The following is a 19684-nucleotide window of genomic DNA, read 5'->3' as shown; positions in this document are numbered from 1 at the left end:
GTTGCCGCGAAACGCAAGAAACTTGCAGACGCCACGCGCCTTGGCCCGTGTTTTCCTTCAACCATTTTGCTTAACCGTGTACCAGGAGGGATTTATGAACCTGACCATCAGCGGCCACCATGTGGACGTCACCCCCGCCTTGCGCAGCTATGTCGAGTCCAAGCTGCACCGGGTGGCGCGCCATTTCGATCAGCTGATAAGCGTCAACGTGCTTCTCTCTGTGGAGAAACAAAAGGAAAAGGAGCGCCGCCAAAAGGCCGAATGCAATCTTCAATTAAAGGGCAAGAACATCTTTGCGGAATGCCAAGACCAGGACCTTTACGCCGCCATTGATGAACTGGTCGACAAGCTCGACCGCCAAGTCGTGGAGCACAAGAATCGCACGCGCTCCCACCAAGCTGTGCCGGGCAAGCATCTCGATCTTGCCTCTTGAAACAGCGCATCGCTGCGTCCGATCACGCAAAGCCGGTTGGGCGTAGCATGCCGTCAGTCTTGGAGCTGGCGACGACGCAAGCGCTGTGACGCTTGCCCCGTTGTCAGCGCAAGCCGATACACTCGCGAATTTTCCTCACCCCATACCATGCCATGAATCAATTGGCCCAGATTCTGCCGCTTGCGCATGTTCAGCTCAACGTGGAGGCCAGCAGTAAAAAGCGCGCGTTCGAGTTTGCGGGTCTGCTTTTTGAAAACCAACTGGGGCTGGCGCGCGCCGTCGTCACCGACAACTTGTTTGCGCGCGAACGACTTGGCTCCACCGGACTCGGTCAGGGTGTGGCCATTCCGCACGGCCGCATCAAAGGTCTGAAGCACCCCAGCGCCGCCCTCGTGCGCTTGGCGACTCCGGTACCGTTTGAGGCGCCCGACAACCAGCCCGTGCAGCTGTTGGTGTTCCTGCTTGTTCCCGAGGCTGCGTCGGGCAAGCACCTGGAAATCCTCTCAACCATCGCTGAGATGCTTTCGGACGATGGTTTTCGCCAGCGCTTGTTGGATGCGCCCGACGCGCCAACCATGCACCGCTTGGTACATGAGTGGGCCACCCTCCAACATGCGGCTTGACGAGGTCAGGCCCCGCTCGGGATCGCGCTCCACGCCTTGAAAGCCGCCACCCTCTCCGCCGACAGCCTTTTCGAGGCTAACACCGCCCTGCTCAAATGGAAGTGGCTGGCCGGCCAGAGTAACCCTGAACGCCGGTTTGACGACGCCGCCGTGGAAGGCGCGAGCTCCGGCGCCGATCTCGTGGGCTACCTGAATTACATCCACCCGTACCGGGTGCAGATCCTCGGCTGGCGCGAGGTGCACTATCTCGTGCACGCCGAGGAAGCCGACAGCAGTCGCCGCGTGCGCCGCGTGGTCGGACTGGAACCGCCCGCGCTGGTCATCGCAGACAACCAGGTCCCACCCGAAGCTCTCGTGAAGGCCGCGGACGATGCGGCCATTCCGCTGTTCATCACGGAGGAGCCTGCCGCCTTCGTCATCGACGTGCTGCGCGCCTACCTGTCCAAGCTTTTTGCCAACCGCACCACGCTTCACGGTGTGTTCATGGACATCCTGGGCTTGGGCGTGCTCATCACCGGCGAGTCGGGACTTGGCAAGAGCGAACTGGGGCTGGAACTCATCTCGCGCGGTCATGGTTTGGTGGCCGACGACTGCGTGGAGTTCATGCGCACGTCACAAATCACCATTGAGGGACATTGCCCGCCACTGCTTCAAAATCTGCTCGAGGTGCGCGGCATCGGCATTCTCGACATCAAAACCATCTTCGGCGAAACTGCGGTGCGCCGCAAACTGCGCCTGCGGCTGATCGTGCATCTGGTGCGACGCGACACCCAGGATCAGGACTTCGAGCGCCTGCCCACGGGGAACGTGCGACAGGACGTGCTCGGTGTGGCCATTCGCAAGGTACTCATTCCCGTGGAGGCTGGGCGCAATCTGGCCGTGCTGGTGGAGGCGGCTGTGCGCAATACGATCCTGCAGTTGCGCGGCATTGATACCTTCAAGGAATTCCAGGACCGGCAGCGCCTTGCCATGCTTGAGGGCGACGACTGAAGCCCGGTCCGAGACGGGTGCCGCTCAGGCCAATGTTGGATGGCCTTCCCTGTCTTAGGTCCCCTCGAACGCACTGGGCTGGGCCGGACGGTGGGGGCAGCCCTCGCGCGTGCACGTCGCGTACAGCGCCAGTGAGTGCTCCTGCAATGCGAAACCATGCTCGGCCGCGATCTTCTTCTGACGGCGCTCGATTTCGGGATCCACGAATTCTTCCACGCGGCCGCAGTCCAGGCACAGCAGGTGGTCGTGGTGCTTTCCTTCATTGATCTCGAAAATGGCCTTGCCCGACTCAAAATGCGTGCGCGACAGGATGCCCGCCTGCTCAAACTGGGTCAGCACGCGGTACACGGTGGCCAAGCCAACGTCGCGCGAATTGTCATTGAGCAACTCACGGTAGACATCTTCAGCCGTCATGTGGCGCATGGCGCTCTTCTGGAAAATTTCCAGAATTTTCAGGCGCGGCTGCGTGACCTTCAACCCTGTGCTGCGCAAACCCTGAGCGTTGGAAACCGGCATGGCGATGATGGATGTTTAGAATGAACATCATAGTTCACCCACTCGACGGGAATCCCCCGCCAAACCCTTGATGCAAGTCCTGCGTACCTGTTCCGCTCGCCGCGCAACGCCCTCCTTGCACGCGTGGCTGCTGGTCGTGGCGCTGCCATGCGCCCTCGCCCTGGGCGCATGTAGCAACCTCACCCAACAACGCGACCTCACCAATGCTCTAAAGCCCTATCGGATTGACGTGATCCAAGGCAATTTCGTGTCGAAGGAAATGGCCGACGAACTCAAGCCCGGGATGAGCAAGGAACAGGTGCGTGACATCCTCGGGACACCGCTGCTGCAGGATATCTTCCACGCCAACCGCTGGGAATACGTGTTCAGCCTGCGCCAGGGGTACCACGCGCCCATCGTGCGGCGCTTCACCGTGTTCTTTGACAAGGATGGCAAAATGATCCGCACCGAAGGCGATCCGCTGCCCTCTGAAAACCAATTTGTTGCCCAGATCAGCGTGCTGCGTGAAAGTGGCAGCAAACCCAAGGTCATGACGGATGCACAACTTCAGGCCGAGATCGCTGCCGCGCAAAAGAAGTTGAACGAGCGCAAGCCTGAAGCGATGGCTTCCGCACCCGAGGGTCCGTTAATCATGGTGGCTCCGCCGTCGGAAATCAGCAAGCTTGAGGCGCTGGCCACACCGGCGGGGGCCGCCGGCGCCGCCTCGGCGCCGGCGGCCCCGCCAGCACGGCCACACCCTGATGCATGAGCCACCGGACCCACTGCGCCGAACTCGCATGATGCACGACGTCGCGACGCCCCCCCTGCGAATCGCCGTCGCGGGTAGCAGCGGCCGCATGGGCCGCATGCTGATCGAAGCAATCGCTGCCACAAGCGACTGCCGACTTGCGGCGGCATTCGACCACGCCGAATCCCCGACTATCGGGCAGGACGCGGGCTCCCCTCTGGGGTTTGCCACTGGCGTGACCGTGACCAGCGACCTCGACGCAGGCTTGCAAGACGCCCAGTGCCTTATCGACTTCACCCGCCCCGAGGGCACGCTCAATCACCTGGATATGTGCCTGCGCCACGGCGTGGCCATGGTCATCGGCACCACCGGATTCGACGCGCCGGGGCTTCAGCGCATCCGTGCCGCGTCGGAACAGATTCCGATCGTCATGGCTCCCAATATGAGCATCGGCGTGAATGTCGTACTCAAGCTGCTTGAGCAGGCCGGCCGGGCTCTGGCTGACGGCTATGACATTGAGATTATCGAAGCGCACCACCGCCACAAGGTGGACGCGCCATCGGGCACGGCCCTCAAGATGGGCGAGGTCGTGGCGCAGGCAGCGGGTCGCAATCTGGAGCGCGATGCAGTTTGGGCTCGCCACGGTCACACCGGCGAGCGGCAGACAGGTTCCATCGGCTTTTCCGTCATTCGCGGGGGTGACATCGTGGGCGACCACACGGTTCTCTTCGCAGGCAGCGGGGAGCGCATCGAAATCACCCACAAGTCGAGCAGCCGCGCCACGTACGCCTCCGGTAGCCTGCGCGCTGCGCGCTTTCTGGCCGGCAAGCGCAGTGGCCTGTATGACATGCAAGCCGTGCTCGGTCTGACATCCTGAGGCCCAGCGCACGATGAATGGCAGTATCGGCGGTTTGGCAGCATTCTGGGCGGGTGGCGATGCGCTGATTCACACCGTCGCCGCACTGCTCCTGGCGATGTCCATGGCGAGCTGGTTCGTCATTTTGTGGAAGTCAGCCATGCTGACTTCCGCCACGCGCCGGGTACCGCGCGCCATAGCTGCATTCTGGGCGGCACCGGTGCGCCGCGAGGCCCCGGCCGCGGCGCTCGCTGCCGATCCACAAGGCCTCGCAGCACGGCTGGCCGACGTGGCCGGGCGGCTCCCAACAAGCTCCGATGGGACTGGCTGGCAAAGTTACCCCGACCGCGTGCGTCGCGAGCTTCGCAGCGCCTTGAATGCCGCCAGCCGCCAGCTACACGCAGGGCATGTGCTGCTGGCCAGCGTGGGCAGCACAGCTCCCTTCGTGGGCCTGTTTGGCACCGTCTGGGGCATCTACCATGCACTCACCACGATCGCGGCCACCCAGCAAGTCAGCATCGACAAGGTGGCCGGCCCCGTGGGCGAGACCCTGATCATGACGGCCGCTGGCTTGGCGGTGGCCATACCGGCTGTGCTTGCCTACAACGCACTGGGCAAGCGTGCACGCGCCCTTGACGCCGAACTGGAAGGCTACGCTCTGGACCTGCAGCACCTGCTCACGGGTGCAACCGATCCGGATCGCGGCAACACGCCGCCATGAGTTTCGGCCGATTCGATCGCGGGGCCGACGATACCCCGATGAGCGATATCAACATGACACCTCTGATCGACGTCATGCTTGTACTGCTTGTGATCTTCATCATTACCGCACCGCTTTTGAGCGGGCGCATTGCGGTTGATCTACCCAAGATCGATACCGCCCCGGCGCACCAAACACCCAAGAGTCTTTCGGTGTCCATTCAGAAAGACCAGAAAATCTTTCTGGGTGCGCAATCCGTCACGCTCGCCCAGCTTACGGCTCGCTTCATGGAAGCAGCCAAGGCCAGCAGCGATACGGAACTGCAAATCCGGGCCGACACTGCGGTTCCCTATGGGCGCGTCGCGCATGTGATGGCGGCAGCGCAAAAGGCAGGACTCTCCCGCATCGGCCTCATGACCCACCCCGCGAATGCGGCGTCAGGCGCAACGCCATGAAGAGCCGACGCCGCCGCCGCGGCGCACGCGACCCCGCTCAGTTGAAGTGGTAATAAACCTCGTTGAGGTAAGCGGCAATGTCCCTCACCTCATCAGGAAACAGGCTGTGGTTGAGCCAGCTCACACACATCTGCGTGAATCCGAGCAGCTCCGCTGCGCTGCGCACCTTGCGGTCCGGGCGGGTGAACATCGCTGTGCTCGAGCCCATCATGCGTTCGGCATGGCGGGCCGCGCATTTGAGCTGGTTATAGTGCATTTCGCCCTGGGCCACATTGGCGCCGACAAGAACTTTCGACGCTTGGCCGATCTCGCCCGCCGCCCGTGCCTGCGGCAGCGTCAAAGCCAAGCCCAGCGCCGCTGCGATCACAGCGACCGAGCAGCCTGCTGTCAACCTCATTACCTCAATGAACTCTCCCGCCGCTAAACGCATGGCGTTGTCGCGGGGGTTTCGCGGGTCACAGACCTGGACTTGCCCCGTTGCCGGGGCAGAGGTTTGGGTCTCGCCGCCACGCCCGTCCCAGGCGTGTCCTGCGTGTTGTGCGCGTCGATGAGAACCACCATTGCGCTGTTCTGGTCGCGCGGGGCCGTGTGCCCGCAGTGCGGGCACACATGCACACGCTGCGCCAACGTCTTGGGAGCGAGTTCCCAGCACGCCGCGCAGCGCTGCGACGGTTTGAGCTGGCGCGTATGGCTCAGATGCAGCCGCGTACCAGCTTCTTCCGCCTTGTACGCCAGCATCCGATGCGCCATGCCGAACCCCGCCGAGAGAATCTCCCGGTTGAGCCCGGCCTTCTGCCACACGCGCCAGCCCGGGGCTTCCCCCTTGCCGCGTGCGCTGCGGCTCATGGTCTTCGGAGTCAGTTGCTCCGTCGCCACAACGGCGCATTGCTGCACCATCGTGGTTGTTTCCTTGTGCACGAAGTCCCGGCACAAGTTGCCGATGCGGTCGTGCAGTCTGGCAACGCGCTGGCCCAGACGCCGGTGGCGAAGGGAACCTTTGCGTTTGCGGGCGCGCTGGCGCTGCAGCACGGCAAGGTGCGGCAGTTCGTCGCGCACCCAGCGCGGGTTCGCGATGAGCGGGCCCTGGTCGAATCTGGCCCAGTCGTTGATCCCGAAATCCACGCCACGGCGCATGTCGGCGGTGCGCTGGCGCGCACAGGTCGCATCGGGCACGCGCAGCGTCACCGACACAAACCACTGACCGTTGCGGCGTGTCAGGGTGATGTCGTTGGGCTTGGCCTCACCCCCGAAGCGGTGCCGTCCGCGCGCCCGGATGGACATGGCGGTCTCGCCACTGCCGATGCGCAGGGTTGCGCCACTGCCACCATGCTGCATGAGCTTCCATCCAGCGGGATCGGGATGGGCAAAGCCCGAGAACCGCTTGCTGGATTTGAATCCCGGAAAGCCCGGCGTCTGCCCGGCCTTGACCCGGCGGAAAAATGCGGCAAAGGCAAGGTCCAGTTTGCGCAGCGTCTGCTGCAAGGCGTGACTGCCGAGTTCGTTGAACTCAGGCCGATCGGCCTTGATCTGCGGCAGGACGCTTTGCTGATCGAAATAGCTGATCGACCTCTTGGCCTTGCGCCAGGCGTCGATGCGTTCTTCCAGCGCCGCGTTGTGTAGCTCGCAGTGCAGGCGCGTCCAAGCCTCCAACCGTGCCATCTGCACGACATTGGGGTACAGCTTGAACGTGACTTTGCGACGTTGAGTGCTGTAACTGTATACAGCAACGAACGGAACAACAAGCGAAAACCGCCCGCTTGACCCCTTCCTGCCCGGTCGGCTTCGCCGAAGTGATGCTGCGCGTCAGGCCGGGCGAGGAAGGGGAATGCGCGGGCATGTGTTCACGGTCGGGCTCCTCGCGAACACACGATGTCGCAACGTTATGGCAAAAGGCACCCCTTTGTCCACGACTGCCATGATGAGGATAAGGGCTGTGGCATGAGTGCGTGGCCTTTGCTGCGACACAACAGGCGGGCCCATACGGCTCCCGCACTGGGCCTGGCTGCAGGGACGCGGCCACGCGTGGGCGCATATTGCCGCATGGAGACACAGCGCCTCAGGCACGCCAGGACTGCCCCGGTGGCGGCAGCGATCCTGCAAAGCCTCCATGCAGGCTCCCATTCGCCACCACTGTGCGAAAAGCGGCTTGGCAGGCCCTAACATGCTGGCTTGACGCCTCCGATGCACAATCATCGGGCCCACCGGGCGAACTCAGATCCAACCGACCCATCCATGAACGAGAAGTACGACGCTGCTGCGGTGGAAAATGCCGCGCAAACCCACTGGCAAACCACTGACGCCTACCGGGTGACTGAAACGAAGCCCGGCACGAAGACCTATGCCTGCTCCATGCTGCCCTATCCCTCGGGCAAGCTGCACATGGGGCATGTTCGCAACTACACCATCAATGACATGCTCGTGCGACACCTTCGCATGACCGGGCACAACGTGCTCATGCCCATGGGTTGGGATGCGTTTGGGCTGCCAGCCGAGAACGCAGCGATGAAAAACAAGGTGCCACCCGCAAAGTGGACCTACGCCAACATCGCGTACATGAAGAAGCAGATGCAGTCTATGGGACTGGCCATCGACTGGAGTCGGGAGGTGGCGACGTGTTCGCCCGAGTACTACAAATGGAACCAGTGGCTGTTCCTCAAGATGCTGGAAAGGGGTATCGCCGAGCGCCGCACGCAAGTTGTGAACTGGGATCCAGTCGACCAGACCGTCCTGGCGAATGAACAGGTCATCGACGGGCGAGGATGGCGCTCGGGTGCCGTCGTGGAAAAGCGGGAGATTCCCGGGTACTACCTCAAGATCACCGCCTACGCCGAGGAGCTGTTGTCCGCCGTGGCCGACCCGACGGACCCCAACTTCCTCGATGGCTGGCCCGAGCGGGTGCGCCTGATGCAGGAAAACTGGATCGGCAAGAGCGAAGGCGTGCGCTTCGCCTTTCCGCACACGATATGCGATGCGCATGGCGAACTGATCCAACAGGGGCGTTTGTATGTGTTCACCACGCGCGCCGACACCATCATGGGTGTGACCTTCTGTGCCGTTGCACCGGAGCATCCATTGGCAGCGCACGCGGCCTCGAGCAACGCGGCACTTGCCGCCTTTATTGCACGCTGCCAACAAGGCGGCTCGACCGAAGCCGAGCTCGCCCTGAAAGCCAAGGAGGGCATGCCCACCGGCCTGGCGGTGACGCACCCGCTCACGGGTTCGCAGGTGCCCGTCTGGGTCGGCAACTATGTCCTCATGAGCTATGGGGACGGTGCCGTGATGGGCGTGCCGGGGCACGACGAACGCGACTTCGCCTTCGCGAAGAAGTACGGCTTGCCCATCAAGCAAGTGGTGGACGTGGAAGGCGAGACGTTCTCGCTGGAGTCGTGGGCGGAGTGGTATGCCGACAAGCAGCGCGGTGTTTGCGTGCACTCGGACATGCTTGATGGACTGCCCTACAAGGCTGCCGTAAACAAGGTGGCCGAATTGCTTGCCGCCAAAGGTCTGGGCGAAAAGAAGACGACATGGCGGCTGCGCGACTGGGGCATTTCGCGTCAGCGCTACTGGGGCACGCCCATTCCGATCATTCATTGCAGGACCTGTGGCGTCGTGCCTGTGCCCGAACATGACTTGCCCGTTGTGTTGCCCGAAGACCTGATTCCGGACGGCAGCGGCAATCCACTGGCGAAATGCGAGGCATTCGTCCACACCCCTTGTCCCCGTTGCGGCCAGCCAGCCCAACGCGAGACTGACACGATGGACACTTTCGTCGATTCATCGTGGTATTTCATGCGCTACACCTGCGCCGACAATCACGACGCGATGGTCGATCAGCGCACCGATTACTGGATGCCAATGGACCAGTACATCGGGGGGATTGAGCATGCCATTTTGCACCTACTCTATGCGCGATTCTGGACCAAAGTTATGCGCGACCTGGACATGGTGAAGGTGGACGAGCCGTTCAGGCGCTTGCTCACCCAGGGCATGGTGCTCAACCACATCTATTCGCGCAAGACCGCGCAGGGCGGCGTTGAATATTTCTGGCCACACGAGGTGGAGAACGTTCTCGACGCGCAAGGGCACATCGTGGGGGCGAGGCTCAAGCATGATGGCTCGGTGGTGGATTACGCCGGCGTGGGCACAATGAGCAAGAGCAAGAACAACGGGGTGGACCCGCAGGATCTGATTGACCGCTTCGGCGCCGACACTGCCAGGCTGTTCACCATGTTCGCCGCCCCCCCGGAAGCCACGCTCGAGTGGAACGATGCCGCAGTCGAAGGCGCGCATCGGTTCCTGCGCCGGATTTGGGCTTTCGGCGCCAAGCTTCACGGCCATTGCACCGACGCTCCAGAGCCGCAAGACGCTGCGCGCAGGCTGCGCCGCGAGGTTCACCAGACGCTGCAGCAGGTCAATTTCGACTATGCCCGCATGCAATACAACACCGTCGTGTCGGGTTCGATGAAGCTGCTCAACGCCCTGGAGGCGGCCCACAGCGAGCAGCCCGGCATCCGCGGCGAGCTGCGCGAAGGCTACGGCATTCTTTTGCGCGTGCTCTACCCGGCGACGCCACACATCGCTCATGTGCTTTGGCGGGAACTCGGCTTTGAGGCACAGCACGGTGATCTGCTCGATGCGCCCTGGCCTCGGGTCGACGAAGCGGCTCTGGTGCAGGACGAAATTGAGCTCGTGCTGCAGATCAACGGCAAACTTCGCGGTGCCATCCATGTACCCGCGGGGGCCGACGCATCGGCCATTGAAGCGGCTGCGCTGGGCAGCCCCGAATTCGCACGCCACGCCGAAGGCCGGGCGGCGAAGAAAGTTGTCGTCGTGCCGGGTCGACTGGTCAATGTCGTCGTTTGAAGGCTCTCCGACCCTGCGCAGCAACAAAGGCTCCATGATGCAACGCTGGCTTCGCTTTGGCATTCCCCTGCTCGCTGCACTGTGGCTCACCGGTTGCGGTTTTCACCTGCGAGGTTCCACCAACCTGGCCTTCTCGAGGCTTGCCGTGCAGGGTCCGAATGGGCCTTTGCTCATCGAGCTCAAGCGCCAGATCGCCGCGACGACGGCCACACGGATCACGGACGACGCCAAGCAGGCCCAGGCCGTATTCATACTTTTGCAGGACGCCACGTCGCAAGTGCCGATGGCCTACAACGCCGATGGCACCGTGGCGCAGTACCAGTTGGTGGAAACGGCGCGCTTCGAGCTTCTGACGCCAGGCGGGGACGTGCTGATCAGTCCGACCACGATCACCCAGACCAGTAGCCTGAGCTACAGCACATCCGCCACACTGGCAAAGGCCAATGAAGCTGACCTGCTTTACCGCGGAATGCGCCAGGACATGGTCAATCGAATCATGTTCCAGCTGGCCGCCGTTCGCCCCGGCCGTTCCGGGGCGAACGCGGCTGCCTCTGCCCCCTAGCCACACCGAGATGAATCCGATCCGATGCTGATACGCGCCGACCAACTCACGTCACGCCTTGGGGGCGGGCTGCACGGCCCATACACGGTCTTCGGCGATGAGCTCCTCCTGGTCAACGAAGCAGTAGACGCGATCCGCAGCGCCGCCCATTCGGCTGGCTTCAGGACGCGGGAGAGCCATGTTGCCGAACGTGGCTTTGACTGGGATTTGCTGCTGGCGCAGAGCCGGGAGCTCAGTTTATTTGGCGAGCGCAAGGTCGTCGAGGTACGCATACCCTCGGGCAAACCAGGACGCGAGGGCGCCCTGACACTCATTGACTTGGCCCAGCAGCTTTCCAGCGACGTGCTGCTGCTCGTGGTGCTGCCCCGTCTGGACGCTGCGACGCAGAAAGCCGACTGGTTTGCGCGCCTCGTGGATCTGGGCACGGTGGCCCGCGTGGACACCATCGAGCCGGATCAACTCGCCGGGTGGATGCGCGCTCGCCTGGCTCGTCATGGCCTGCTCATTCCTGCAGGGGACCGTGGTCAGGCCTGCTTGGATCTGCTCGTTGCGCGCACCGAGGGCAATCTTCTGGCCGCGCACCAGGAAGTGGAAAAGCTTGCCTTGCTGCTCCAGCCAGGGGAGCTTGACGTCGAGCAGATTGAGGACCTGGTCCAGGGTGCAGCCCGTTACAGCGTTTTCCGGCTCGGCGAGGCCATTCTCGCTGGCGATCTCGCGCGTCTTGGCCGCATGCTTGACGGACTGCAGGGCGAGGGCGTTGCCCCCGTATTGGCGCACTGGACGCTCACGGAAGAGATTCGTGCCTGGCTGCGCGTTAGGCAAGGACTGGACGCCGGCCAGCCCTTCGCCAGCTTAACCCGCAGCAACCGGATCTGGGGACCCAAGGAAAAGCTTCTTCAAAGAGCAGTGCCAAGGCTCAGCCTTCCGCTCGTGGAGGGGCTTTTGCTGCGCGCCGCTGATTGCGACCGGGCCATCAAGGGTCTACGCCCGCCGGGCATCCCGCACGAGCCGTGGTCTGCCGTGCGACACCTCGCTCTCGCCATGGCCCAGGCCGTTTGTGCGCTGCCGGCTGGCAGCGCACCGGGCGCCCGCCTGGTGCTTTTGGCCGCCGGCTAGGCCTGCCGGCGGATCAATTCGACGGGGCTGCAGCGGGTGCTGCCCACGCGCGCTCCAGCCGCCGCATGACGCACCACTCCCCTCGGCGAGGCTACGCTGGCCGTCAGGCCCGGGTTTGGACCCAGGCGCCCAACGCATCAAGATCGACCACGCCGCTCCACGCTGCCTCGTGCGCATGCCCGGTCGCGGGCTCCCCGGGCTCACCCAACCCATCCAAATGCGCCAGCGCCCCTTCAAAGGACTCCTCTGCCGTGTATGCGCCCGTGGTCACAATCGTGTCCAAACCTGCCCCGCGTGCCGCCAGCCAGCCATTGCGCGAGTCTTCGAAGGCCAGGCATTGACCTGGCTCAAGGTGCATTTGCTCCAGAACCCAGTTGTAGATGGCTGGGTCCGGCTTCTTGCGGGGGACGATATCGCCAGCGCCAATGACCTCAAATAGCGACGACGCATCCCTGCCCAGGGTCGCGCCGAGCAAGGCCTCGACGTTCTCCGGCGTGGTCGTCGTGGCAATGGCCAGCCGCAGGCCGGCACCGCGAGCTTCGTTGAGGAGGCGGCGAACGCCGGGGCGCAGACGGATGGCGCCCTCGCCGACAAGGCGCACATAGTGTGCAGTCTTGCGGCGGTGCAATTCGGCCACCGTCGTGATCGCCTGCGGATGCCGGGCGCCCTGTGGATCGATGCTCTGCCAGTAGTGCAGCATGCGCTCCTTGCCACCGGTGATCGCGAGCAGCCGTCCATAGGTCGTCACGTCCCAGTGCCATTGCAGCCCCGCTTCCGCGAAGGCCTGATTGAAGGCGACCCGGTGACCGTCACGCTCCGTCTCGGCCAAGGTGCCGTCGACGTCAAAGATCAGCGCCTGGCGCTTGCATTTCATGCCCATTCAGCCTGCCTCCTTCCACTTAATGGAACAGCCGATGCTGGGGTACTGCTCCTCGGGCCCATGCCCGGTCGCAGCGATCAACTTCATCGCCTCAAACAGATCGCGCCGCGCATCGGGCGCAGCGGTCTGCCTGCGCGAGGCATCCAGCTGCCCTCGGTACTCCAGTTTGAGATCGGCGTTGAACCCAAAAAAATCCGGAGTACACACTGCACCAAAAGCGCGTGCCACGCCCTGTGTTTCGTCGAACAAATACGGAAAGCCAAAGCCATGCTGGGCGGCGAACAGCTTCATGTTGTCGAACGAGTCCTCGGGGTATGCAATGGTGTCGTTACTGTTGATGGCCACCGCGTGCACGCCCCGTGCGCGCAGCGCATCGGTATCGCGTTTGATGCGCGCCGCCACGGCCTTCACGTAAGGACAGTGGTTGCAGATGAACATCACAAGCAGGCCCTTTGGGCCCCGCAGCTCGTTTACGCTCCAGGTTCGGCCATCGATGCCGGGAAGCGCGAAGTCGGGCGCGGCAAACCCGCGCTGCAAAGGATCGGCAGTTGCAGCCATGCATTTCTCGTCTTGGCAGGTGACGGAGCGCCGTCTTGACGGGCCCACGTGTGAAGACCCGGCGGGGGTGCCGCCGGGATCCGCTGACGCGGTGCTACGAGCTTATTTCACCTTGGGGTCGAGCTCGCCCTTGTCGTAGCGCTTGACCATGGCTTCCAGGCTCAGTGGCTTGATTTTCGAGGCGTTGCCTGCCGTGCCGAAGGCTTCATAACGCGCCTTGCAGATGTCCTTCATGGCCTTGGTCGAGGCAATCAGGAATTTGCGGGGATCGAACTCCTTGGGATGCTGGGCCAGGAACTGGCGCGTAGCCCCGGTCGATGCCATGCGCAGATCGGTGTCGATATTGACCTTGCGCACGCCGTGTTTGATGCCCTCGACGATCTCTTCGACGGGCACGCCATACGTCTCGCCCATGTCGCCGCCGAAAGTGTTGATGACCTTGAGCCATTCCTGCGGCACGGAGGATGAGCCATGCATCACCAGATGGGTGTTGGGAATGCGCGCGTGAATTTCCTTGATGCGGCCAATCGCCAGAATGTCACCAGTGGGCGGGCGGGTGAACTTGTATGCCCCATGACTGGTGCCAATCGCGATGGCCAGCGCATCCACGCGGGTCTTCTTGACGAAGTCGGCCGCCTCCTCGGGGTCGGTCAGCAGCTGGCTGTGATCGAGCACACCTTCGGCGCCGATGCCATCCTCCTCACCAGCGGTTCCCGTTTCCAGCGAGCCAAGGCAGCCGAGCTCGCCTTCGACGGACACGCCACAGGCGTGCGCCATTTCGACCGTGCGGCGCGTGACGTCGATGTTGTATTCATAGCTCGTCGGCGTTTTCCCGTCTTCGCCCAGCGAACCATCCATCATCACGGAAGAAAAGCCGAGCTGGATCGAGCGTTGGCACACGGCCGGGCTGGTTCCGTGATCCTGATGCATGCACACGGGAATATCGGGAAACTCCTCGATCGCGGCCAGGATGAGGTGGCGCAGAAAGGGGGCGCCGGCGTACTTGCGTGCGCCAGCGGAAGCCTGGACGATCACCGGCGAGTCGGTCTCGGCAGCGGCTTCCATGATGGCGCGCATCTGCTCGAGGTTGTTGACGTTGAAGGCAGGGACGCCGTAGCTGTGCTCGGCCGCGTGGTCGAGCAGTTGACGCAGGGAAATGAGGGCCATGGTGGAACTCCGGTTCGGATGGGTAGCGTGAATCAGGACAGGGGCATGCGCGAGCGCTGCTGAAGGATCTCGAAGGCGGGCAGTGTCTTGCCTTCCAGAACTTCCAGGAACGCGCCGCCTCCGGTGGAGATGTAGCCGATTTTGTCGGCAATGTCGTACTTGGCAATCGCGGCCAACGTATCGCCGCCGCCGGCGATGGAAAAGCCCTTGCTCGTCGCGACAGCCTGGGCCAGCGTTTTGGTACCGTTGGAGAATGCATCAAACTCAAACACACCCACCGGACCGTTCCAGACGATGGTGCCCGCAGCCGTGAGCTTGTGGGCCAGTTTGGCGGCGGTCTTGGGGCCGATATCCAAGATCAGGTCATCGGCAGCCACGTCGTGGGCCGCTTTCACGGTGGCTTCCGCGGTGGCGCTGAACTGCTTGGCCACGACAACGTCCTCAGGAATCGGCACTTCGGCGCCGCGCGCCTTCATCTTCTCGATGACCTGACGGGCCTCGTCCAGCAAGTCAGGCTCGGCCAGGCTCTTGCCGATAGGCAGGCCACAAGCGAGCATGAACGTGTTGGCGATGCCGCCGCCGACGATCAGACCGTCGACCTTGTCAGCCAGGCTCTGCAGGATGGTGAGCTTGGTCGACACCTTGGAGCCGGCGACGATGGCCATCAGCGGGCGCGCAGGATTGGCCAGCGCGCGATTGATGGCATCGATCTCAGCGGCCAGAAGCGGACCTGCGCAGGCAATGGGCGCATATTTCGCGATCCCGTATGTGCTGGCCTCGGCACGATGCGCAGTGCCGAAGGCATCGTGCACGAAGATGTCACAAAGCTTGGCCATCTTCTGCGCAAGCGCATCATCGTTCTTCTTCTCGCCCTTGTTGAGCCTGCAGTTTTCAAGCAACACGACGTCGCCGGGATACACCTGAAAGCCACCATCCACCCAATTGCTCACCAGCGGCACCGGGCGTCCAAGCAACTCGGACAAGCGGCGCGCCACCGGCGCGAGCGAATCTTCGGGCTTGAATTCACCCTCGGTGGGCCGCCCGAGGTGCGACGTGACCATGACGGCGGCGCCGGCATGGAGCGCCATCTGAATGGCCGGCACCGAGGCCCGCACCCGCGTGTCCTCGGTAATTTCACCTGTGGCGCTGAGCGGTACGTTCAGATCCGCGCGTATGAAGACGCGCTTGTCCTGCGCGAACCCGCGCTTGCAGACTTCTTCGAAGGTCAGGATATGCATGGAACTCTTTTCAATTCAGGCAGACTGCTGAACGCGCGCACGGCAACGCGCAGCAAGCGTGGTACGCGACTGTTCAGCAGGATCAGTTGGAGGCGACGTGTTTGACAAACCGCATCATGTTGCAGGTATAGCCATACTCGTTGTCGTACCAGGACACAACCTTGACGAAGGTGGAGTCCAGCGCAATGCCGGCCTCGGCGTCGAAAATGGAAGGCATCGAGCAGCCGCGGAAATCCGTTGAGACCACTTTCTCGTCCGTATAGCCGAGAACCCCCTTGAGTGAGCCTTCCGACGCCGCTTTCATCGCGGCGCAGATTGCGTCATAGCTGGCTTCCTTGTTCAGCTCGACCGTCAGGTCCACGACCGACACGTCAGAGGTTGGCACCCGAAAGGCCATGCCTGTGAGCTTTTTGTTGAGCTCGGGGATAACCCTGCCGACGGCCTTGGCCGCGCCGGTGCTGGAGGGAATGATGTTTTCCAGGATGCCACGCCCTCCACGCCAGTCCTTGCTTGAGGGACCATCCACGGTCTTTTGCGTGGCGGTTGCGGCGTGCACGGTGCTCATGAGGCCGCGCTTGATGCCGAAGCTGTCGTTCAGGACCTTCGCGACCGGCGCAAGGCAGTTGGTGGTGCACGATGCAGCAGAGACGATGCGCTCGCCGGCATACTTCGCGTGGTTCACTCCATAGACAAACATCGGCGTTTCATCTTTCGATGGCGCGGACTGCACCACCTTCTTGGCGCCGGCGTCAATGTGCTTCTGGCAGGTATCGAGCGTGAGGAAAAATCCTGTGGCTTCGATGACGACGTCAGCCCCCACCTCGCCCCACTTCAGGTTGGCTGGGTCGCGCTCGGCAGTCAAACGGATCTTCTTGCCATTGACCACCAGATGGTTTCCCTCAACGGCGATATCACCTTGAAAACGACCATGCACCGAGTCGTACTGCAGCATGTAGGCCAGGTATTCAGGTTCCAGCAGATCATTGATGCCGACGATTTCCACATCGGCGAACTCAGCCTCTTTCGCCGCGGCGCGGAACGCCATTCGGCCGATACGGCCAAAACCATTGATGGCTACACGGATGGTCATGGAATTACTCCTTGCTTGATGGTGAATGGGGGATATGAAATGCAAATGCGAGAAGGCGGGTACGTCAGGCGGCGCGGTGGCAAGCCCCACAGGCGGTCCCGGGCGCGACGCTCTCCACGGCCTCTGCAACGGCACGGATCGTGGGAATGATGCGATCGGGTTTGGCCTGTGCGATCGGATTCCCGAGGTTGTAACCGTAGGGCACGGCCCAAATGGGCACACCGGCGGCACGCGCCGTGTCCACGTCAATCTGCGAGTCGCCGATGAACAGCGCGCGTGTGCGTTCGACCTTCAGCGCGTCAAGGCAATGGCGCACCGGCAGCGCATCTGGCTTCTTTGCCGGGAGCGTGTCGCCCGAAATCACAAGATCGAAAAAATGGCGGATCTGGTGGGCCATGAGCACGGCGGCCGTGTAGCGCTGCTCCTTGTTCGTCACCACGGCCATGCGGACCCGGGCTTGACGCAGCAGGCGCAAGGTATCCAGAACCTGCGGATACAAACGGCTTCGCGTCCCACAACGCTGCATGTAGAAATGCGAAAACCGCGGCATCAATTCGTCCATGGTGCCGGCGCACCGCACGGTGTCGACATGAATCTGAGCGGCATGCGCGTAGGCCTGGGTCATGAGCTCGCGCGTGCCGTGACCGATCCAGTTGGCAACCAGGCTCTCGCCCACATTGGGCAGACCCTGCTCACGCAGCAGGTCATTGACCGCATCGGTGATTTCCGGGGCGGTCTCCACCAGCGTGCCATCGAGGTCGAACATTACCAGGTCGAACATAGTCAATGCACTCACTCCAGGTCTTAATTCATCGAACGCACGACGTTGCTGTCCTCGGATTCGTGACGCGAGACATGCATGCGCAACACGGCCTGAGCGACCTCGGCCGTATGCTCGGGGGTGATCTTGAAATGCTTGTAGAGATCAACCGCGGGCGCCGATTCCCCGAACGCCGCAATACCGACGACGCCACCCGACAATCCCACGTACTTACGCCAGAAATCGGGCTGCGCGGCTTCGACCGCCACGCGTGGCACATACAGGGGCAGCACGGTATTGCGGAAGGCCTCGTCCTGCCGGTCAAACGCATTGGTGCAGGGCATGGAGACAACACGCGCAGCCACGCCGGCCTCGGCCAACAGTTTTTGGGCCTTTAGCGCGATTTCGACTTCGGATCCGGTGCCAATCAACACCACCTGCGGCTGGCCGCCAGCCGCCTCCGACAGCACGTAAGCGCCGCGCGCGATGTGGGCCTCGGCGCCCTCGGGATGCTGCGACGCCACCAGATTCTGACGCGACAGGAGCAGGGCGCTCGGACCGGTTTTGCGCTCGACCGCGCATTTCCAGGCGACTGCCGTTTCCAGCACGTCAGCCGGGCGCCAGACATCCAGATTGGGGATCAGCCGCAAACTCGGCGCTTGCTCAATGGCCTGGTGCGTGGGGCCGTCCTCGCCAAGGCCAATCGAGTCGTGCGAGAAGACGTGCACCACGCGCTGTTTCATCAGCGCGCTCATGCGCACTGCATTGCGCGAGTAATCGGAAAACATCAAAAAGGTCCCACCATAGGGCAGGAAGCCGCCGTGCAGTGACATACCGCTCATCATGGCGGCCATGCCGAATTCACGCACGCCATAGGAAAGGTAGTTCACCGGCTCGCCATCCTTCGCACCGGCCCACGGCTTGGACCCCTTCACCGCCGTGAGGTTGGATCCCGTGAGGTCCGCTGAACCGCCAAACATCCCTGGCAAGGCGGGGACGAGGGTTTCCAGCGCGATCTGCGACGCCTTGCGCGTCGCGGTGGAAGCCGTCACGCCACGCGCTGACGCGTAGAGGGCTTGAACGGTGTGCGCCCAGTCGGCGGGAAGATCGCCGCTCATGCGGCGCGTGAACTCGGCGGCGAGCCCGGGGTGCGCCTTTGCGTAAGCGGCGAATCGGTCGTTCCAGTCGGCCTCCAGCTTGCTGCCATGGCCGCGCGCATCCCACGCGTCGTAGATGTCTTGCGGAATCTCGAATGGCCCATATGTCCACCCCAGCGCATCACGCGTGGCCTGCGCCTCTGCAGGGCCCAAAGCCGACCCATGCACGTCGTGGGTCCCGGCCTTGTGAGGCGAGCCCCACCCGATCGTGGTCTGGCAGATGATGAGCGTGGGCTTGTCAGCGCTTGTCTTCGCCTCCACGGTCGCTTGCTCCACGGCCTGCGCATCATGGCCGTCGATTGGGCCGATGACGTTCCAGCCGTAGGACTGGAAGCGCAGCTTGGTATTGTCGGTAAACCAGTGCTCGACATGCCCGTCAATGGAAATGCCATTGTCGTCGTAATAGGCGATGAGCTTGTTGAGCTTGAGCGTACCCGCCAGGGAGCAGGCCTCGTGGCTGATCCCTTCCATCAGACAACCGTCGCCCACAAAAACATAGGTGTGGTGGTTCACGATGGTGTGGCCTGGCTGATTGAATCTGCGCGCCAGCATCTGTTCGGCAAACGCCATGCCCACGGCATTGGCGAGCCCCTGACCGAGCGGGCCGGTCGTGGTCTCCACCCCCGGCGTGTACCCCACCTCGGGATGACCCGGGGTCTTGCTGTGCAACTGGCGGAAGCGTTTGAGCTCCTCGATGGGCAGGTCATAGCCCGTGAGATGCAGCAAGGCGTAGATCAGCATCGAGCCATGGCCGTTCGACAACACGAAACGATCGCGGTCGACCCAGTGCGGGTTTGCCGGATTGTGGTGCATGTGGTTTCGCCACAGGACCTCGGCAATATCGGCCATGCCCATGGGCGCGCCGGGGTGACCGGATTTGGCAGCCTCCACTCCGTCGATGGCCAGAAAGCGTATGGCGTTGGCCAGACGGCGACGTTGCGTGGGATCAATGACGGGGAAAAGTGCGTTGTGCGCGTTCATGAGTTCATTCTC

General features: G+C 62.8%; 20 protein-coding genes. 10 read left to right on the top strand and 10 right to left on the bottom strand.

Going from position 1 to position 19684, the window contains the following annotated elements; genetic code table 11:
• Positions 1–94 precede the first annotated feature (94 nt).
• From hpf to hprK, 3 genes are all read left to right on the top strand, one after another.
• Positions 95–433: a ribosome hibernation-promoting factor, HPF/YfiA family gene (gene hpf, locus CD04_RS0119815; protein ID WP_031409960.1), complete on the top strand. Its 339-nt coding sequence runs from the start codon at positions 95–97 to the stop codon at positions 431–433.
• Positions 434–585: 152 nt separating this feature from the next.
• On the top strand, positions 586–1056 hold the full coding sequence (locus tag CD04_RS0119810) for a PTS sugar transporter subunit IIA (protein WP_031409958.1): 471 nt from the start codon (positions 586–588) through the stop codon (positions 1054–1056).
• A 36-nt stretch (positions 1057–1092) separates the two neighbouring features.
• Entirely contained in the window at positions 1093–2046 is a 954-nt protein-coding gene (hprK, locus tag CD04_RS0119805; RefSeq protein WP_031409956.1) for an HPr(Ser) kinase/phosphatase, read from the top strand.
• Between the two features lie 54 nt (positions 2047–2100).
• Here the strand turns inward: hprK and fur are convergent, their stop codons facing one another.
• Complete coding sequence (gene fur, locus CD04_RS0119800; protein WP_031409954.1) at positions 2101–2562, bottom strand: ferric iron uptake transcriptional regulator; 462 nt, start codon at positions 2560–2562, stop codon at positions 2101–2103.
• A gap of 70 nt (positions 2563–2632) precedes the next feature.
• Between fur and CD04_RS0119795 the strand changes: the two genes are divergently transcribed.
• From CD04_RS0119795 to CD04_RS0119780, 4 genes are read left to right on the top strand one after another with little or no spacing between them, the layout of a single operon-like run.
• Positions 2633–3310 (top strand): outer membrane protein assembly factor BamE, encoded by a 678-nt coding sequence (locus tag CD04_RS0119795; RefSeq protein ID WP_081858101.1) that lies wholly within the window; start codon positions 2633–2635, stop codon positions 3308–3310.
• A 31-nt stretch (positions 3311–3341) separates the two neighbouring features.
• Entirely contained in the window at positions 3342–4166 is an 825-nt protein-coding gene (gene dapB, locus CD04_RS0119790) for a 4-hydroxy-tetrahydrodipicolinate reductase (protein ID WP_369792871.1), read from the top strand.
• A gap of 13 nt (positions 4167–4179) precedes the next feature.
• A complete protein-coding gene (locus CD04_RS0119785; RefSeq protein ID WP_197033174.1) occupies positions 4180–4866 on the top strand; it encodes a MotA/TolQ/ExbB proton channel family protein in 687 nt (228 codons plus the stop codon).
• Positions 4863–5300, top strand: a complete 438-nt coding sequence (locus CD04_RS0119780; RefSeq protein WP_031409945.1) for a biopolymer transporter ExbD — start codon at positions 4863–4865, stop codon at positions 5298–5300. The genes CD04_RS0119785 and CD04_RS0119780 overlap by 4 nt, the downstream gene beginning before the upstream one ends.
• Positions 5301–5337: 37 nt before the next feature.
• Here CD04_RS0119780 and CD04_RS0119775 read toward each other — a convergent pair whose 3' ends face one another.
• Positions 5338–5697 (bottom strand): cytochrome c, encoded by a 360-nt coding sequence (locus CD04_RS0119775; protein WP_051849466.1) that lies wholly within the window; start codon positions 5695–5697, stop codon positions 5338–5340.
• A 23-nt stretch (positions 5698–5720) separates the two neighbouring features.
• Positions 5721–6980 (bottom strand): RNA-guided endonuclease TnpB family protein, encoded by a 1260-nt coding sequence (locus CD04_RS0119770; protein WP_031409940.1) that lies wholly within the window; start codon positions 6978–6980, stop codon positions 5721–5723.
• A 552-nt stretch (positions 6981–7532) separates the two neighbouring features.
• On the opposite strand from CD04_RS0119770, the gene leuS reads away from it, so the two are divergent.
• The 3 genes from leuS to holA are packed head-to-tail and all read left to right on the top strand — an operon-like array spanning position 7533 to position 11841.
• Positions 7533–10163, top strand: a complete 2631-nt coding sequence (leuS, locus tag CD04_RS0119765) for a leucine--tRNA ligase (RefSeq protein ID WP_031409938.1) — start codon at positions 7533–7535, stop codon at positions 10161–10163.
• A gap of 34 nt (positions 10164–10197) precedes the next feature.
• Complete coding sequence (lptE, locus tag CD04_RS0119760; protein ID WP_038168931.1) at positions 10198–10725, top strand: LPS assembly lipoprotein LptE; 528 nt, start codon at positions 10198–10200, stop codon at positions 10723–10725.
• Between the two features lie 24 nt (positions 10726–10749).
• Entirely contained in the window at positions 10750–11841 is a 1092-nt protein-coding gene (gene holA / locus CD04_RS0119755; RefSeq protein ID WP_031409934.1) for a DNA polymerase III subunit delta, read from the top strand.
• 103 nt (positions 11842–11944) lie between these two features.
• On the opposite strand, the gene CD04_RS0119750 is transcribed toward holA, so the two are convergent.
• From CD04_RS0119750 to tkt, 7 genes are all read right to left on the bottom strand, one after another.
• A complete protein-coding gene (locus tag CD04_RS0119750; protein WP_031409931.1) occupies positions 11945–12715 on the bottom strand; it encodes an HAD family hydrolase in 771 nt (256 codons plus the stop codon).
• Between the two features lie 6 nt (positions 12716–12721).
• The gene (locus tag CD04_RS0119745) at positions 12722–13279 is read right to left on the bottom strand and encodes a thioredoxin family protein (protein ID WP_031409929.1); all 558 of its coding nucleotides are present in this window, start codon (positions 13277–13279) and stop codon (positions 12722–12724) included.
• Positions 13280–13381: 102 nt separating this feature from the next.
• Positions 13382–14446 carry a class II fructose-bisphosphate aldolase gene (gene fba / locus CD04_RS0119740; RefSeq protein WP_031409926.1) on the bottom strand — a complete coding sequence of 355 codons (1065 nt, stop codon included), beginning with the start codon at positions 14444–14446 and terminating at the stop codon, positions 13382–13384.
• Between the two features lie 32 nt (positions 14447–14478).
• On the bottom strand, positions 14479–15684 hold the full coding sequence (locus tag CD04_RS0119735; protein WP_031409924.1) for a phosphoglycerate kinase: 1206 nt from the start codon (positions 15682–15684) through the stop codon (positions 14479–14481).
• A gap of 82 nt (positions 15685–15766) precedes the next feature.
• A complete protein-coding gene (gap, locus tag CD04_RS0119730; RefSeq protein ID WP_031409922.1) occupies positions 15767–16774 on the bottom strand; it encodes a type I glyceraldehyde-3-phosphate dehydrogenase in 1008 nt (335 codons plus the stop codon).
• 64 nt (positions 16775–16838) lie between these two features.
• A complete protein-coding gene (gene gph / locus CD04_RS0119725) occupies positions 16839–17555 on the bottom strand; it encodes a phosphoglycolate phosphatase (protein ID WP_051849464.1) in 717 nt (238 codons plus the stop codon).
• Positions 17556–17578: 23 nt separating this feature from the next.
• Positions 17579–19672, bottom strand: coding sequence for a transketolase (gene tkt, locus CD04_RS0119720; RefSeq protein ID WP_051849463.1), 2094 nt, complete (start codon positions 19670–19672; stop codon positions 17579–17581).
• Between the last annotated feature and the right edge of the window lie 12 nt (positions 19673–19684).

It is taken from the genome of Thiomonas sp. FB-Cd, assembly GCF_000733775.1.
In the GTDB taxonomy this organism is placed as follows: Bacteria; Pseudomonadota; Gammaproteobacteria; order Burkholderiales; family Burkholderiaceae_C; genus Thiomonas_A.
The sequence above is the reverse complement of the archived record's forward strand: the minus strand, read 5'-3'. Positions and strand labels throughout refer to the sequence as shown.